Below are 16192 nucleotides of genomic sequence, written 5' to 3'. Positions count from 1 at the left end.
GAGGGGCCCTCTCGCCTTCCGCGGGTGTTCTGCCTTAGATTTTGGTCATGAACACAGTCGGTCCGGCTCCGGGGTCCCAGTCCTCGCTGCGCCGTGCCAACCGTGAGCGGGTGGTCGAGACCCTGTCGACCAATGGCCCGTTGACCCAGGTGGAGATCGCGGGCGCGACCGGGCTGTCGCCCGCCACGATCTCCAACCTCGTGCGCGACCTCGACGGTGACGGGGCCGTCTCGTTGACCAACAGCGTCCGCAACGGCCGCCGGGCCGTCCTCGTCTCGCTCCTCGGAGGAGCGCCCCTGCTCGCGGGGGTTGCCTTCGGGGACAGGGACATCCGCATCGCCGTGGGGACTGGGCCCAACGACCTCATCGCCCGCCACCGCATGCCCCTGCCCCAAGACCACAACGCCGACGAGGGGCTGGACCGGGCCGCCCGGCTGCTGCACGAGGTCCTCGCCGACAACGGTCACACCCTCGCCGACCTGGAGCAGGTGGCGCTCGGCCTCCCGGCTCCTGTGGACTCGGTCAGCGGTGCCGTGGGGTCCGAGCTGATCATGCCCGGGTGGCGGGGAGTCCACGCCGCGGCCGAGCTGCAGGCGGCGTTGGCGACCCCGGTCATCCTGGACAACACCGCCAACTTCGCGGCCGAGGGCGAGCTGCTCGCCGGCGCACTGGGCGGGGTGGAGACCGGCGCCTACCTCAAGCTCTCCCACGGTGTGGGCGCCGGGCTGGTCATCGGCGGCACGGTCTTCCGGGGGAGCGCCGGTACCGCGGGGGAGATCGGCCACCTGACCATCGACGAGGCCGGGCCGGTGTGTCGCTGCGGCAACCGCGGTTGCCTCAACACCTACGTCGGGTCACCGGCGCTCATCTCGGCGATCGCGCCCTCCCAGGGCCCGATCCCCTTGCGCGAGATCGTCTCCCGGGCCCAGCAGGGCGACCCCGGGTGCCGGCGGGTCATCACCGACGCAGGCCGTCACCTCGGGGTCGCGCTCGCCGGTCTGGTCAACCTGCTCAACCCGGAGGTCATCGCCGTGGGGGGCCAGCTGGCCAGGACGGGGGACCTGCTGCTCGACGCGATGCGCGAGGGCGTGGAGCGTGGCGCGATCCCGAGCGCGGCGGCGAGCGTCACGCTCGTCCCGGGGGCGCTCGGGGACGACGCAGAGGTCCGCGGGGCGCTGCTGCGTGCGGCCGGTGCCAGGTCTGCCCGGGTCGGCTGAGGTTGCGGAATGACGACACATTGAATTCAAGTCTTGACGCCAAGGGTGCGGCGTTCTAGCGTCCACGTGAACGGGTCACACGGTGTGGCTCGGCCATCTCAATGAGGAGAGCGACATGTCCACTCGTTCGCACCGCCTGTCCCGCGCCATGGCGCTCCCGCTGGCACTCGCGCTGAGCGCCGGTGCCCTGGCCGCGTGCAGCTCGGGGGAGAGCAGCACCTCCGGATCCGGATCCGGGGCAGGAGCGGACAAGGCCGGGGCGCTGAAGATCGCGCTCCTGCTCCCCGAGTCCAAGACGACCCGGTACGAGTCCTTCGACCGGCCACTCTTCGAGGCGGCCGTCAAGGCGCAGTGCGCCGACTGCTCGGTCATCTACAACAACGCCGACCAGGACGCGACCAAGCAGCAGCAGCAGTTCGAGTCGGCGGTCACCGAGGGTGCCGACGTCATCGTCCTCGACGCCGTCGACGGCAAGTCCGCCGCCTCGCTGGTGAGCAACGCCAAGAGCCAGGACATCCCCGTCATCGCCTACGACCGCTTCATCGCCGGAGCCGACTACTACGTCTCCTTCGACAACCAGAAGGTCGGCGAGCTGCAGGGGCAGGCCCTGCTCGACGCCCTCAAGGCCGACGGCAAGACCTCGGGGGACATCCTCATGATCAACGGCGCCCCGACGGACGCCAACGCCGCCGACTTCAAGAAGGGCGCGCACTCCGTCCTCGACAAGAGCTCCTTCAAGATCGCCGGCGAGTACGACACCCCCGACTGGAGCCCGGACAAGGCGCAGTCCTGGACCGAGGGCCAGCTGTCCAAGGTCAAGGGTGACCTCGTCGGCGTCTACGCCGCCAACGACGGGACTGCGGGCGGTGCCATCGCCGCGCTCAAGGGCGGTGGGGTCGACCCCCTTCCTCCGGTCACGGGGCAGGACGCCGAGCTCGCCGCGATCCAGCGGATCATCTCCGGTGACCAGGACATGACGATCTACAAGGCCATCAAGCCGGAGGCCGAGGACGCCGCCAAGGCGGCCATCGCCCTCGGTGAGGGCAAGAAGCCCGAGGCCAAGGACGACAAGGACGGCGTGCCCTCCACCCTCCTGGACCCGGTCGTCGTCACCAAGGACACCGTCAAGGACACCGTCGTCAAGGACGGCTTCTACAAGCTCGAGGACATCTGCGCGGGCAGCGTCGCCAAGGCCTGCGCCTCCGCCGGCCTCAAGTGACCCTCTCCTGACGACGAAGGACTGACATGACCATGACCTCCACCGGGGACCCGGTGCTGTCCATCAGCGGACTGTCGAAGCGATTCGGCGCCGTGCAGGCACTGAAGGACATCGAGTTCGATGTCCACCCGGGGGAGGTCGTGGCCCTCGTCGGCGACAACGGCGCGGGCAAGTCGACCCTCGTCAAGGCGATCGCGGGCGTCTACGTCCCCGACGCCGGGCAGATCACGGTCAGCGGACGCCCGGCCAACATCACCAGCCCGACCGAGTCGCAGCGGCTCGGCATCGCCACCGTCCACCAGGACCTCGCCCTGTGCGACAACCTCGATGTCGTCGGCAACCTCTTCCTCGGGCAGGAGCGTCGCCGCCTCGGGGTCCTGGACGAGGTGACGATGGAGAGCGAGAGCTGGCGGCTGCTGCGTCAGCTGAGCGCCAAGATCCCCTCCGTGCGCATCCCCGTCGCGAGCCTCTCCGGTGGTCAGCGGCAGACGGTGGCCATCGCCCGCAGCCTCCTCGGTGAGCCCAAGGTGGTCATGCTCGACGAGCCCACCGCGGCGCTGGGCGTCGCCCAGACCGCGGAGGTGCTCAACCTCGTGGAGCGCCTGCGGGAGAACGGCCATGGCGTCATCCTGATCAGCCACAACATGTCCGACGTGATGGCCGTGGCCGACCGGGTGACCGTGCTGCGGCTGGGCCGCAACAACGGCACCTTCCACGTCAGCCAGACCACCTCGCAGGAGATCATCGCCGCGATCACCGGCGCGACGACCAACGCCGTCTCGCAGCGCGCCGAGCGCCGAGCCACCCAGGAGACCCGATGACCACGCCCAGCAACGACGTCGAGTCCACGTCCCCGGTCACGCCGGCCAGCACGGACGCGGCCGCGCTGCCCGCCGATCTGCAGGACGAGCGCCTCATCTCGGAGCACGGGATCTCGGGCTGGCTGTCGGCCACCTGGGGCCGCATCCGTACCGGTGACCTGGGCTCCCTTCCGGTGGTGATCGGCCTGGTCATCATCTGGATCGTCTTCCAGAGCCTCAACGGCAACTTCCTCTCCAGCCGCAACCTGGTCAACCTGACGCTGCAGTCCGCGGCCGTCGGCACGATCTCCGTCGGCGTGGTCCTCGTGCTGCTGCTCGGTCAGATCGACCTGTCGATCGGCTCGATCAGTGGCCTGTCGTCGGCGGTGCTGGCCGTCGGCTTCGTCAACCACGGGTGGTCGGCGCCGGTCGCGATCATCGCGGCGCTCGTCACCGGACTGGTCATCGGCCTGGTCTACGGCGCGATCTTCACCACCTTCGGGGTACCGAGCTTCGTCATCACCCTGGCCGGTCTGCTCGGCATCCTGGGGCTGCAGCTCCTCGTCCTCGGCGACGAGGGCACGGTCAACCTCCCCTTCGACTCCGGTCTGGTCAACTTCGCGCAGAAGACCTTCCTCGTCCCCGCGGCCAGCTATGCACTCATCGCTGCCGTCGTGGCCGTCTACGTCGCTGTCCGGCTGCGGGCCGGTGCCCAGCGCAAGGCCGCGGGCCTGTCGGCGCCGTCCACGACCGCGACCATCGTGCGGGCCGTGATGCTCGCCCTCATCCTCGGGGTGCCGGCCTTCGTCCTCAACCGTGACCGCGGCGTCCCGATGATGTTCCTGACCTTCCTCGCCCTGGTCGTCGTCATGGACCTGGCCCTGCGGCGGACCTCGTGGGGTCGGGCGGTCATGGCCGTGGGTGGCAATGTCGAGGCTGCCCGGCGAGCGGGGATCAGGGTCACGCGCGTGTACCTGTCGGTCTTCGCGCTGACGGCCACCTTCGCGGCGCTCGGCGGCGTCTTCGCGGCCTGCCGCCTGGCCGCCGCCAACCAGAGCAGCGGTGGCGCCGACACCAACCTCAACGCCATCGCCGCAGCGGTCATCGGCGGCACGAGCCTCTTCGGCGGGCGGGGCTCGGCCTACTCCGCGCTGCTCGGCGTCATCGTGATCCAGTCGATCAGCTCGGGTCTGAGCCTGCTCAACCTCGACTCGTCGGTGCGCTACATGGTGACCGGTGGCGTGCTGCTGCTGGCCGTCGTCATCGACTCGCTGAGCCGTCGCAGCCGCGCCGCCCACGGTCGCGCCTGAGCCCGACCCGCCCCTCACCCTCGACCAGACCCCGACCCCGGTGGAGGTATGCGCGCGGGCGGTTCGTCCGCGAGTCGGCCTCCAACCACCGGGGCGAGGGGCTGGGTGGAAGGGAGCTCGCCGAGCAATCATCGGCGAGTCGACCTCCAACCGGGGCGAAGGGGGAGTCAGCCCAGGACGATCTCGGCCGCCTCCTGCGGGGTCGCGACCAGGTGCAGCACGTCACCGAGCGGGCGGCCGGTGCCGAGCGCACGCAGGGCGGGCCAGACCGGCACCGTCTCGGTCCAGTGCTCGAGGCCGACGAGCACCAGCGGTGGGATGGGCAGGTCGTCCGGCGCGTAGTACAGCGGGGTCGCGGCCTGGAAGATCTCCTGCACGGTCCCGGCCGCGCCCGGCAGCACGACGAGCCCGCCCGTGCTCTGGGCCAGGAGGACGTCCTCGCGCAGGGCATTGGAGAAGTACTTCGCGATCCCGTCGCAGAAGACATTGGGCGGCTCGTGGCCGTAGAACCACGTGGGGATGCCGAAGCTGCGCGCCCCGCCCTCCGGCACGGCGAGCTCCGCGCGCACCGACAGGGCCAGGCCGGCCCACTCGTCGATCGACGGGCGGAAGCTCGGCACCTCGGCGAGCCGGACGAGGGCGGACTCGAGGCTCTCTCGGGTGGTGGCGAGGGCGCCGAGGTTGGCGGCCTCCATGGCTCCCGGTCCGCCGCCGGTGAGCACGGCGCGGCCACCCGCGGCGAGGGCATGACCCAGGCGGGCAGCGTCGATGTAGTCGCTGCTGCCGCGCTCCAGGGCGTGCCCGCCCATGACGCCCACGGCATCACGGCCGGTCAGGGCCTCGACCAGCGCATCGTGCACGGCGTCGTCGTGGACCGCGCGCAGGAGGGTGGCATAGGCATCGTGCAGCGTCCGCGTCTCGCGGCTCCATGCGTAGGCGCGCGCGTCGACCGTGCTCGCGTACCCCGCAGCCTCCATACCGCCGTAGAGGTCGGCGGGGGAGTACAGCCGCGCGCGGAAGGGCTCGACCGGGCAGCTCGGGTCCCGCGGGATGAGCACCGCTCCGCGGGCGACGAGGCTCTGGGCCAGAGCGTCGGGCACCTCGCCTCCGAGGACGACGAGGCCCCGGACATCGGCCCGGGAGAGGTGGTCGGCGTGGGGCTGCAGGTCCAGTCCCTGCAGGCGCCAACCGGCCAGCGACCCGCCGATCTCCGTCAACCGGCGCAGAGCCGTGGCGTCGTGGACCTCGCGGTAGGCGGGATCATCGGACCGGCGGCCGAGCCGGTCGCGCACCGGGTGCCTGCGAGTCTCCCTGTCGCTCATCCGCCCAACCTAACTTCTCCCCCCTTCGTACGACCTTAAGGAGATGCGGCTGGGGTGCGCACGACCTTAAGGAAATGTGGCCGGGGGTGCGCACGACCTTAAGGAGATGTGGCCGGGGTGCGCACGACCTTAAGGAGATGTGGCCGGGGGTGCGCACGACCTTAAGGAAATGTGGCCGGGGGTGCGCACGACCTTAAGGAGATGCGGCTGGGGTGCGCACGACCTTAAGGAGATGTGGCCGGGGGTGCGCACGACCTTAAGGAGATGTGGCCGGGGTGCGCACGACCTTAGGGAGATGCGAAGGGGAGGGTCGGGTCAGAGGTGGTTCTGCGCCTCCGTGAGGACCGAGCGCAGCCGCTGCTCGATGTCGTCGAACTCCGGCTGGCCGATGGTCAGCGGGGGAGCGAGCTGGACGACCGGGTCGCCGCGGTCGTCGGCGCGGCAGTACAGGCCGGCGTCGAAGAGCGCCTTGGACAGGAAGCCGCGCAGCATCGACTCGGACTCGGCCTCGGTGAAGGTCTCCCGGGTCACCTTGTCCTTGACCAGCTCGATCCCGTAGAAGAAGCCCTCGCCACGCACGTCACCGACGATGGGCAGGTCGAGCAGCTTCTCCAGGGTCTTGCGGAAGGCCGGACCCTGCGTCTTGACGTGCTCGTTGAGGCCCTCCCGCTCGAAGATGTCCAGGTTGGCCAGGGCGACGGCCGAGCTCACCGGGTGACCACCGAAGGTGTAGCCGTGGGTGAAGGTGTTGGCCCCCTTCTTGTACGGCTCGAAAAGGCGGTCGCTCGCGATCATCGCGCCGATGGGGGAGTAGCCGGAGGTCATCCCCTTGGCGCAGGTGATGATGTCGGGGACGTAGCCGAAGTCCTCGGAGGCGAACATCGAGCCGATCCGACCGAAGGCGCAGATGACCTCGTCGGAGACGAGCAGCACGTCGTACTCGTCGCAGATCTCGCGGACCCGCTCGAAATACCCGGGGGGTGGCGGGAAGCAGCCGCCGGCATTTTGCACCGGCTCGAGGAAGACGGCCGCCACGGTGTCGGGGCCCTCGAACTCGATCGCCTCGGCGATCCGGTCGGCGGCCCAGCGCCCGAAGGCCTTGGGGTCGTCGCGCAGCTCCTCGGAGGCGCGGTAGATGTTGGTGTTGGGCACCTTGTGCGCGCCCGGCACCAGCGGCTCGAAGTCCTCCTTCAGCGGCGGCAGACCGGTGATCGACAGGGCGCCGTGGGGCGTGCCGTGGTAGGCGATGGAGCGGGAGATGACCTTGTACTTCTTGGGCTTGCCGGTGAGCTTGAAGTACTGCTTGGCCAACTTCCACGCGGACTCGACGGCCTCGCCGCCGCCGGTGGTGAAGAAGACCCGGTTGAGGTCGCCGGGAGCGCCCTTGGCCAGTCGCTCGGCCAGCTCGATGGCGGCCGGGTGGGCATAGGACCAGATGGGGAAGAAGGAGAGCTTCTCCGCCTGCTTCATCGCGGTCTCGGCGAGCTCCTGGCGGCCGTGGCCGACCTGGACGACGAAGAGCCCGGCCAGGGCGTCGATGTACTCACGGCCGGTGTCGTCCCAGATCTTGTGGCCCTCACCGCGGACGATGATCGGGACCTTGCCGCCCTCCTCGTAGACGGAGTGGCGGGTGAAGTGCATCCACAGGTGGTCGCGCGCCGCCTGCTGCATGTCGGTGCCGAGAGCGGTGGTGGTCGGTTGGGTCATCGGGTCCCCCAGTTGTAGTGCTGCTTGTTGAGCTTGAGATAGACGAAGGTCTCCGTGGAGCGCACGCCCGGCAGGGTGCGGATGCGCCCGGTGAGCAGGGCGAGCAGCTCGTCGTCGTCCTCGCAGACGATCTCGGCGAGCAGGTCGAAGCTGCCGGCGGTGGTGACCACGTAGGACACCTCGGACATGGCCGCGAGCGCGTCGCCCACGGGACGCAGGTCGCCGTCGACGGAGATGCCGATCATGGCCTGGCGGTGGAAGCCCACCTGGAGCGGGTCGGTCACCGCGACGATCTGCATGACCTCGGCATCGAGGAGTCGCTGTACCCGTTGTCGCACAGCGGCCTCCGAGAGGCCGACGGCGCGGGCGATCGTCGCGTATGACTGGCGTCCGTCCTCTTGGAGGTGCTCGATGATCTGCTTGCTCATCGCGTCGAGCTGGACCGGGGCGGACATGCTGCCATCGTGGACCCATCCCGTGTCCTTGGCAAGCCGAGAGCGACGGAATCCGTCCCTCAGGCCTCCTTCAACCGTTGTTTTCACATGTTCTCCGCGTCGGGGCTGTCGATATCGCCATCGGCCGACTATGGTCGGGGTCACATTCCCGATCGGAAGGACCCCTCACGTGACCCAGCCACGGACCCTGCGCAACTTCATCGGCGGCGAGTACGTCGACGCCACGAGCGACGCGAGCATCGAGCTGGTCAACCCGTCGACCGGCAAGGTCGTGGCGAAGGCGCCGATCTCCCTCCAGGAGGACGTCGACGCGGCGTACCGGAGCGCCGAGACCGGCTTCGCGGAGTGGGGCGAGACGACGCCGGGGGAGCGACAGCACGCGATGCTCAAGTTCGCCGACGCCCTCGAGGCCCGTGCCGAGGACCTCATCCGGATCGAAGGGGAGAACACCGGCAAGCCGCACGCCCTCACCGCCTCCGAGGAGGTCCCGGTGATGTGCGACCAGCTGCGCTTCTTCGCCGGCGCCGCGCGCGTGCTCGAAGGGCGCGCCTCCGCGGAGTACATGAAGGGCCACACGAGCTGGGTGCGCCGCGAGCCGATCGGCGTCGTCGGTCAGGTGACCCCGTGGAACTACCCGATGATGATGGCCGCGTGGAAGATCGGGCCGGCCCTGGCGGCCGGCAACTCGATCGTCCTCAAGCCCAGCGACACCACGCCCGAGACCACGCTGCTCATGGCCGAGATCGCCAGCGAGTTCCTGCCGGCCGGCACCTTCAACGTCATCACCGGTGACCGCGACACCGGCCGCATGCTCGTCGAGCACGACACCCCGGCGCTCGTCGCGATCACCGGCTCGGTGCGCGCCGGCGTCGAGGTGGCCGCCTCCGCGGCCAAGAACCTCAAGCGCGCGCACCTCGAGCTCGGTGGCAAGGCCCCCGTCGTCGTCTTCGACGATGCCGACATCGAGGCGGCCGTCGAGGGGATCGCGACCGCCGGCTACTTCAACGCCGGCCAGGACTGCACCGCGGCCACCCGTGTCCTCGCGGCCCCCGGCATCCACGACGACTTCGTCGCGGCGCTCGCCGAGTACGCCCGCGACAACGCGAAGGTCGGCATGCCCGACGACGACGAGGCGCTGCTCGGTCCGGTCAACAACCGCGACCAGCTGGCCAAGGTCGCCGGCTTCATCGACCGCCTGCCCGACCACGCCACGCTCGCGCAGGGTGGCGAGCGGCTCACGGCCATGGGTGACGGCTTCTTCTACGCCCCGACCGTCGTCTCCGGCCTGCGCCAGGACGACGAGGCCATCCAGGACGAGATCTTCGGCCCGGTCATCACCGTGCAGCGCTTCACCGACGAGGAGGAGGCGCTCACCTGGGCCAACGGCGTCGAGTACGGCCTCGCCTCCTCGGTGTGGACCAAGGACTTCGGGCGGGCGATGCGCATGAGCAAGCGCCTCGACTTCGGCTGCGTGTGGATCAACACCCACATCCCGCTCGTCGCCGAGATGCCGCACGGCGGCTTCAAGAAGTCCGGCTACGGCAAGGACCTGTCCATGTACGGCTTCGAGGACTACACCCGCATCAAGCACGTCATGGCCAACATCGACAGCTGACCCTCCCGGGCCACCGCACGCGCGCACCCTCGCGCACCACAGGCGTCACCCCCTTCGCCCCTCCTCACGAGAGCGAGGTCCTCATGGACCGCTTTCGGCCGCCAGCCGATCCCGAAACCGCCGCGCTGATCCGGGCCGCGCGCTCCTCGGCGCGCTCCCGGTGGGGCCACGGCCCGAGCCGTCGCGACGCCCTCGGCCTCGCCGCGCTCGGGCTGGGCACGGCGGCGCTCGCAGGGTGCGCCCCACCGCCACCACCCAGCGGTGGGGCGGCCGCGCTCGAGCTGCCGCAGGACCTCTCCGACACGGAGAAGACGGTGCGGTGGGCCAACTGGACCGCCTACCTCGACATGGACGACGCGGGCAAGCGGTACCCGACCCTCGAGGCCTTCGAGAAGGAGTCCGGGCTGGCCGTGACCTACACCGAGGACATCGACGACAACGACACCTACTTCAACAAGATCGCGCCGCAGCTGCGGGCCAAGCAGGACATCAACCGCGACATCTTCACCTTCACCGACTGGATGGCCAACCGGATCATCCGCGAGGGCCTGTGCCAGCCGCTGGAGCTGATCCAGATGCCCAACGTCAGCCGCCTGCTCGCGCCGCTCAAGGAGGTCACCTTCGACCCCGGGCGCCAGCACTCGCTCACCTGGCAGTCCGGCTTCGCGGGCATCGGCTACCACAAGAAGAAGGTCGGCCGGGAGCTGAAGTCGCTCGAGGACCTGTGGGCCGACGACCTCAAGGGCCGTATCTCGGTGCTCAGCGAGTTCCGCGACACCCTCGGCCTGATCATGCAGGGCCAGGGCGTCGACCCCTCCGGCGACTTCACCCAGCAGCAGTTCGAGGCGGCGATCGGTGAGGTCGACAAGCGGCTCACCGACGGCTACATCCGCCGGATCAAGGGCAACAGCTACCTCAACGACCTCAAGAGCGGCAATGCCGTGGCGGGCATCGTCTGGAGCGGCGACCTCTTCATCCTGCGCGCGGAGACCGAGGACGAGGACTGGGAGTTCGTCATTCCGGAGTCCGGCGGGATGCTCTGGAGCGACAACCTCATGGTGCCGATCACCAGCCACCACCGGCGCAACGCGCAGCAGCTGATGAACCACTACTACGACCCCAAGGTGGCCGCCGAGGTCGCCGCGTGGGTCAACTACATCTGCCCGGTCGAGGGTGCCCGCGAGGAGATGGAGAAGATCGACCCCGAGCTGGCCGAGTCGCCCTTCATCTTCCCCGGCGAGGACTACATCGCGGACAACGACATCGTCGGCTTCAGGGCGTTGTCGGCCCAGGAGGACGCGGACTACAGCGCCCTGTGGGCGAAGGCGGTGGGCAACTGATGGGCATCTTCTCGCGCACGTCATCCGGTGCTGTCCGAGAGGCGAAGGGGGACCTGGTCCTGGAGTCGGTGACCAAGACCTTCGGCGACTTCACGGCCGTCGACGAGCTCGACCTGCGGGTGCCCCGCGGGTCCTTCTTCGCCCTGCTCGGCCCCTCGGGGTGCGGCAAGACGACGACGCTGCGGATGGTCGCAGGACTCGAGCAGCCTTCCAGCGGAAGGGTGCTCATCGGTGACGCCAACCTGACCGGATCGCGCCCCTACGAGCGGCCGGTCAACACCGTCTTCCAGAGCTATGCGCTCTTCCCCCACCTGAGCATCGCCGACAACGTCGCCTTCGGACCCAGGAGGCGTGGGCTCTCGGACGCGGGCCAGCTCGCGGACGACGCCCTCGAGCTGGTCCAGATGGGTCACCTGGCGGGGCGCCGACCGGCCCAGCTCTCCGGAGGGCAGCAGCAGCGGGTGGCGTTGGCCCGGGCCCTGGTCAACCGGCCCGAGGTCCTCCTCCTCGACGAGCCGCTCGGCGCCCTCGACCTGAAGCTGCGCCGTCAGATGCAGGTCGAGCTCAAGCGGATCCAGACCGAGGTCGGCCTGACCTTCATCCACGTCACCCACGACCAGGAGGAGGCCATGACGATGGCCGACACGGTCGCGGTGATGAACGGCGGGCACATCGAGCAGATGGGTGCGCCCGAGGAGCTCTACGACCTGCCGGGCACGGCCTTCGTCGCCGGCTTCGTGGGCCAGTCCAACCTCGTCCCTGCGACGATCACCGGCAGCGACGGCGAGCACCTCGTGGCCGATGCCGCCGGCACGAGCGTGCGGGTGCCGCGGGCCCGTGCGGCGGTCACCGAGGGGCGGGTGCTCTTCGGCGTCCGTCCCGAGAAGGTGCGGCTGCACACCCTTCGCCCCGACACCGCCGGCAACGACGTGCGGGCCAGCGTGGTCGACGTCTCCTTCACCGGGGTCGCGACGCAGTACCTCGTGACCGTGCCCTCCGGCGGCCAGTGGTCGGTCTACGAGCAGAACCTCGACGTCGAGCCGCGGGCCACCCGTCCCGGTGACGAGGTGTGGCTGTCGTGGAACCCCGCGCACGCCTTCGTCGTGTCGGCGCAGGACCTGCCCGAGGGCGCCGACGGCAAGGCCTTCATCGCCACCGCCGGGGCGTCGTCGTGACCACCGCGGTCACGACCACCGAGCGGAAGGGGGTGGATCCCGACGTCATCGAGGCCCGCCGCTCGCAGCGGCTGGCCCACCTGCTCCTGCTGCCCGGCCTCCTGTGGCTCGTCGTCTTCTTCGTCGTGCCGGTCGTCCAGCTCTTCACCGTCTCCCTGCAGAGCGACTTCCCGGGGTACCCCGGCTACTACTACCGCGACCTCAACCTCGGCAACTACGTCGACGCGCTCGTGGAGTTCTGGCCGCACCTGCTGCGGTCGCTGCTCTTCGGGGCGCTGGCGACCTTCTTCGCCTTCGTGCTGGCCTACCCGCTCGCCTACGCCATGGCCTTCAAGGCCGGCCGGTGGCGCTCGGTGATGCTCATCTGCGTCATCGCCCCCTTCTTCACCTCCTTCATCCTGCGCACGATCGCCTGGCGGCAGATCCTCGCCGACGACGGGGTGGTGGCCAATGTGCTGAGCACGCTGCACCTGCTGCCCGGCGGGCGGATCACCGAGACCTGGGTCGCGGTCGTCGCCGGCCTGACCTACAACTTCCTGCCCTTCATGGTGCTGCCGATCTACGCCTCGCTCGAGCGGGCCGATCCCCGGGTGCTCGAGGCGGGCGGGGACCTGTACGCCAACGGCCTGACGACCTTCGCCCGGGTGACCCTGCCGATGTCGATGCCGGGCGTGCTCGCGGGGACGCTGCTGACCTTCATCCCCGCGTCCGGTGACTACGTCAACGCCGAGCTCCTCGGCTCCGACCGCAGCACCAAGATGGTGGGCAATGTCATCGAGAGCCAGTTCTTCAAGGTGCCCGGTGGCTACGACACGGCGGCGGCGCTCAGCTTCACCCTCATGGCGCTGATCCTCGTGCTGGTCTTCTTCTACGTGCGCCGCTTCGGCACCGAGGAGCTGGTCTAGGTGCGCGCCGTGACCCGCTGGATCGGCGACCGCTTCGCGATGATCGCCGCCCTCCTCGTGCTCTTCTACCTCTTCCTGCCGGTGCTCTACACCTTCGTCTTCAGCTTCAACGACTACCGCAAGTCCAACATCACGTGGAACTCCAACGCCGGCCCGACGATCAAGCACTGGAAGAACCCGTGCGGTGCTCCCGGCATCTGCGACTCGCTCGCGACCTCGCTGCAGGTGGGGCTGATCGCCACCCTGGTCGCGACGGTGCTCGGCACGATGATCGCCTTCGCCATGGTCCGGCACCGCTTCCGCGGCAAGGCCACCGGCAATGTCCTCGTCTTCGTCCCGATGGCCACCCCGGAGATCGTGCTCGGCGCGAGCCTGCTGACGATCTTCGTGCAGGGCTTCTCCCGCGTGGGCCTGCAGCTGGGCTTCTGGACGATCGTCATCGCGCACATCATGTTCTGCCTCAGCTTCGTCGTCGTGACCGTGCGGGCCCGGCTGCAGAGCCTCGACCCGCGCATGGAGGAGGCCGCCCAGGACCTCTACGCCGGTCCCGGTGGCACCTTCTGGCGGGTGACCCTGCCGCTCGTACTGCCCGGCATCGTCGGCGCGGCGATGCTCGCCTTCTCGCTGAGCTTCGACGACTTCATCATCACCAACTTCGTGTCGGGCGACACGAGCACCTTCCCCAAGTTCGTCTACGTCAGCTACCTGCGCGGCATCCCCGCGCAGGCCAATGTCATCGGCTTCTCGCTCTTCGTCATCGCCGTCCTGCTCGTCGTGGTCGGTCAGCGCGTGGTGAGCAGCCGGACGTCGAAGTGAGTCAGGAGACTCGGATGCGCGTACTCATGATCGGTGCCGGCGGGGTCGGTGACGCGGCCGCCAAGATCGCGGCGGAGCGGGACTTCCACGAGCTGTGGGTGGTGGCCGACCACGACCTGGAGCGGGCCGAGGCGACGGTCGCCGCGGCGACGGCACGAAGGGAGGGACCCTCTCCCTTCGTCGCGGCCCGGGTCGACGCCTCCGACAGCGCGGCCGTCACCGCGCTGGCCCTCGAGCACGGGGCGACGCACGTCTTCAACGCGGTCGACCCGAGATTCGTCATGCCGATCTACGACGGGGCCCTCGCCGCGGGCGCCGACTACCTCGACATGGCCATGTCGCTGTCGACCCCGCACCCCGAGCGACCGCACGAGCTGCCCGGCACCAAGCTGGGCGACCGGCAGCTGGCGAAGGCAGGGGAGTGGGAGGCTGCTGGACGGCTGGCCCTGCTGGGCATCGGCGTGGAGCCGGGGCTGTCCGACGTCTTCGCCAGGTACGCGGCCGACGAGCTCTTCGACGACATCGACGAGCTCGGCACGCGTGACGGGGCCAACCTCGTCGTGCGCGACGAGGACGGCAACGAGGTCTTCGCACCCGGCTTTTCGATGTGGACCATCATCGAGGAGTGCCTCAACCCGCCGGTCGTCTGGGAGCGCGAGCGGGCCGGCGGTGACGTCGAGGCGGGCTTCGCGACGATGCCGCCCTTCGCCGAGCCGGAGATCTTCGACTTCCCCGAGGGGATCGGCCCCGTGGAGTGCGTCCACGTCGAGCACGAGGAGGTGCTCCTCATGCCGCGGTGGCTCGACGCGGGGCGGGTGACCTTCAAGTACGGCCTCGGGGAGCAGATGATCGCGATGCTGCGGATGCTGCACGAGCTCGGCCTGGACTCGACCGAGCCGGTGGACGTCAAGGGCGTGCGGGTCAGCCCGCGCGACGTGGTCGCGGCCGTGCTGCCCGACCCCGGGACGATCGGTCCGCGGATGACGGGCAGGACCTGCGCCGGGGTCCTCGTCACGGGGACCAAGGACGGCGCTCTCCGGGCGGTCTACCTCTACCACGTGGCCGACAACGAGGCCTCGATGCGCGACTACGACGCCCAGGCCGTGGTGTGGCAGACGGCCCTCAACCCCGTGGTCGCCCTGGAGCTGCTGGCCACGGGGGTCTGGTCGGGCACGGGGGCCAAGGGGCCGGAGGCCTTCGACGCCAGGCCCTTCCTCGAGCTGCTGGCGGCGCCCGCGCCGCAGGGGTACGGCTCGCCGTGGGCGATGGAGGAGCGCGACCCGGCCGCCCCCAACCGCAGTGCCGCAACCGCTCGACCCTGAAGACCGTGCATTGCCCCATGGCAATGCAGGCGGGTCAGCGGGGGGTGAGCACCTTGCGCTCGGGGGAGGCGGGAGCTGGCTGGCCGGGCACGAGGGTCGACCAGTCGGCCGCGAGCGGCTGGAGGTTGGTCACGGCCGGCTTCGGCAGGTCGAAGGGGTGGGTCCGCAGCCAGATCGCGGCGGGGACCGGCAGCGGCTGGGGACGGTGGGTGTCGCGGGCGGGCTCCGGCTCGGCGCTCGAGCGCTGCGGCAGGCGATAGCTCCACCCAAAGGGCAGGCCGCGTCGGGCGATGGCACGGTCGACGTTGACGATGCACCGCAGCACCAGGCCGCCGGCGAGGAGCCCGGCGACGAGGTCGGACGGCCAGTGGTACCCGAGGTAGAAGGCGACGACGATCGCGTTGAGCGCGATGAGGGCCACGAGCCAGGTCAGCCGACGGCGCAGGCGCGTGTCGGGACCGGTGTAGTACAGCAGCAGGTAGGCCGCGGCGCCGTAGATGAGCACCGCCTCGGCCGTGTGACCGGAGGGGTAAGCCATCCCGTACCAGCCGTAGGAGAAGAGGCCGCCCTCCAGGAAGCTGCCCTCACCGACCGCGGGCGCGGTGCGGCCGAGCAGCACCTTGAGGCCGCCGATGCCTGCGTAGAACCCGATCTCGGCGGCCACGACGACCGCCAGCGGGTGCCACGTGCGGTGCCGCCAGGCGATGAAGATCGCGACGGCCGCGAGGATGGGCAGGCAGACGGCCTGCCCGGCGATGGCATTGGGCACCGTGTCGAGGAAGAGCCACCAGTCGGGGGTGTAGCGCTTGGCCCAGTAGCCCTGGAACATCTGGTCGTAGGGGCGAAGGGGGCCGGCCGCCAGCATCGTGAGGACGACGAGCGCACCGGCGAGTACCGGTGCGCTGGTCAGTCGAGGAAGGCGGGCCACACTTCAGGTGTAGAGGATCAGTCTGGGAACTTCCTGCGCAAACCGCCGATTGTGAGCAATG

The 16192-nt window shown here is 69.8% G+C and carries 14 protein-coding genes; 10 read left to right on the top strand and 4 right to left on the bottom strand.

The window, feature by feature from the left end; genetic code table 11:
• Nucleotides 1–47: 47 nt before the first annotated feature.
• The 4 genes from EXU32_RS09670 to EXU32_RS09655 all read left to right on the top strand — a co-directional run bounded on the left by EXU32_RS09670 (nt 48) and on the right by EXU32_RS09655 (nt 4546).
• On the top strand, nt 48–1217 hold the full coding sequence (locus EXU32_RS09670) for an ROK family transcriptional regulator (RefSeq protein ID WP_130629715.1): 1170 nt from the start codon (nt 48–50) through the stop codon (nt 1215–1217).
• A 115-nt stretch (nt 1218–1332) separates the two neighbouring features.
• The gene (locus EXU32_RS09665; RefSeq protein ID WP_242612749.1) at nt 1333–2436 is read left to right on the top strand and encodes an ABC transporter substrate-binding protein; all 1104 of its coding nucleotides are present in this window, start codon (nt 1333–1335) and stop codon (nt 2434–2436) included.
• 32 nt (nt 2437–2468) lie between these two features.
• The gene (locus EXU32_RS09660) at nt 2469–3257 is read left to right on the top strand and encodes an ATP-binding cassette domain-containing protein (protein WP_130631140.1); all 789 of its coding nucleotides are present in this window, start codon (nt 2469–2471) and stop codon (nt 3255–3257) included.
• On the top strand, nt 3254–4546 hold the full coding sequence (locus tag EXU32_RS09655) for a sugar ABC transporter permease (protein WP_130629714.1): 1293 nt from the start codon (nt 3254–3256) through the stop codon (nt 4544–4546). The genes EXU32_RS09660 and EXU32_RS09655 overlap by 4 nt, the downstream gene beginning before the upstream one ends.
• Before the next feature lie 167 nt (nt 4547–4713).
• Here the strand turns inward: EXU32_RS09655 and EXU32_RS09650 are convergent, their stop codons facing one another.
• The 3 genes from EXU32_RS09650 to EXU32_RS09640 all read right to left on the bottom strand — a co-directional run bounded on the left by EXU32_RS09650 (nt 4714) and on the right by EXU32_RS09640 (nt 8030).
• Nucleotides 4714–5868 (bottom strand): LOG family protein, encoded by a 1155-nt coding sequence (locus EXU32_RS09650; protein WP_130629713.1) that lies wholly within the window; start codon nt 5866–5868, stop codon nt 4714–4716.
• 315 nt (nt 5869–6183) lie between these two features.
• Nucleotides 6184–7575, bottom strand: a complete 1392-nt coding sequence (locus EXU32_RS09645) for an aspartate aminotransferase family protein (protein ID WP_130629712.1) — start codon at nt 7573–7575, stop codon at nt 6184–6186.
• The gene (locus EXU32_RS09640) at nt 7572–8030 is read right to left on the bottom strand and encodes an Lrp/AsnC family transcriptional regulator (protein ID WP_130629711.1); all 459 of its coding nucleotides are present in this window, start codon (nt 8028–8030) and stop codon (nt 7572–7574) included. The genes EXU32_RS09645 and EXU32_RS09640 overlap by 4 nt, the downstream gene beginning before the upstream one ends.
• 169 nt (nt 8031–8199) lie before the next feature.
• On the opposite strand from EXU32_RS09640, the gene EXU32_RS09635 reads away from it, so the two are divergent.
• The 6 genes from EXU32_RS09635 (at nt 8200) to EXU32_RS09610 (ending at nt 15203) form a co-directional block, all read left to right on the top strand.
• Nucleotides 8200–9645, top strand: a complete 1446-nt coding sequence (locus tag EXU32_RS09635) for a gamma-aminobutyraldehyde dehydrogenase (protein ID WP_130629710.1) — start codon at nt 8200–8202, stop codon at nt 9643–9645.
• An 83-nt stretch (nt 9646–9728) separates the two neighbouring features.
• On the top strand, nt 9729–10985 hold the full coding sequence (locus EXU32_RS09630) for an ABC transporter substrate-binding protein (protein ID WP_130629709.1): 1257 nt from the start codon (nt 9729–9731) through the stop codon (nt 10983–10985).
• Complete coding sequence (locus EXU32_RS09625) at nt 10985–12160, top strand: ABC transporter ATP-binding protein (RefSeq protein WP_130629708.1); 1176 nt, start codon at nt 10985–10987, stop codon at nt 12158–12160. Before EXU32_RS09630 ends, EXU32_RS09625 begins: the two co-directional genes overlap by 1 nt.
• Nucleotides 12157–13065, top strand: coding sequence for an ABC transporter permease (locus EXU32_RS09620; RefSeq protein WP_130629707.1), 909 nt, complete (start codon nt 12157–12159; stop codon nt 13063–13065). The genes EXU32_RS09625 and EXU32_RS09620 overlap by 4 nt, the downstream gene beginning before the upstream one ends.
• Nucleotides 13066–13881, top strand: coding sequence for an ABC transporter permease (locus tag EXU32_RS09615; protein WP_130629706.1), 816 nt, complete (start codon nt 13066–13068; stop codon nt 13879–13881). It begins immediately after the preceding gene.
• Nucleotides 13882–13895: 14 nt separating this feature from the next.
• Nucleotides 13896–15203, top strand: coding sequence for a saccharopine dehydrogenase family protein (locus tag EXU32_RS09610; protein ID WP_130629705.1), 1308 nt, complete (start codon nt 13896–13898; stop codon nt 15201–15203).
• A 34-nt stretch (nt 15204–15237) separates the two neighbouring features.
• Here EXU32_RS09610 and EXU32_RS09605 read toward each other — a convergent pair whose 3' ends face one another.
• Nucleotides 15238–16131, bottom strand: coding sequence for a phosphatase PAP2 family protein (locus EXU32_RS09605; protein ID WP_130629704.1), 894 nt, complete (start codon nt 16129–16131; stop codon nt 15238–15240).
• Nucleotides 16132–16192: the final 61 nt, after the last annotated feature.

Origin of the sequence: Janibacter limosus (assembly GCF_004295485.1) — a bacterium.
GTDB lineage: Bacteria > Actinomycetota > Actinomycetes > Actinomycetales > Dermatophilaceae > Janibacter > Janibacter limosus_A.
Note: the sequence above shows the minus strand (reverse complement) of the source record. Positions and strands in the feature narration are given on the sequence as shown.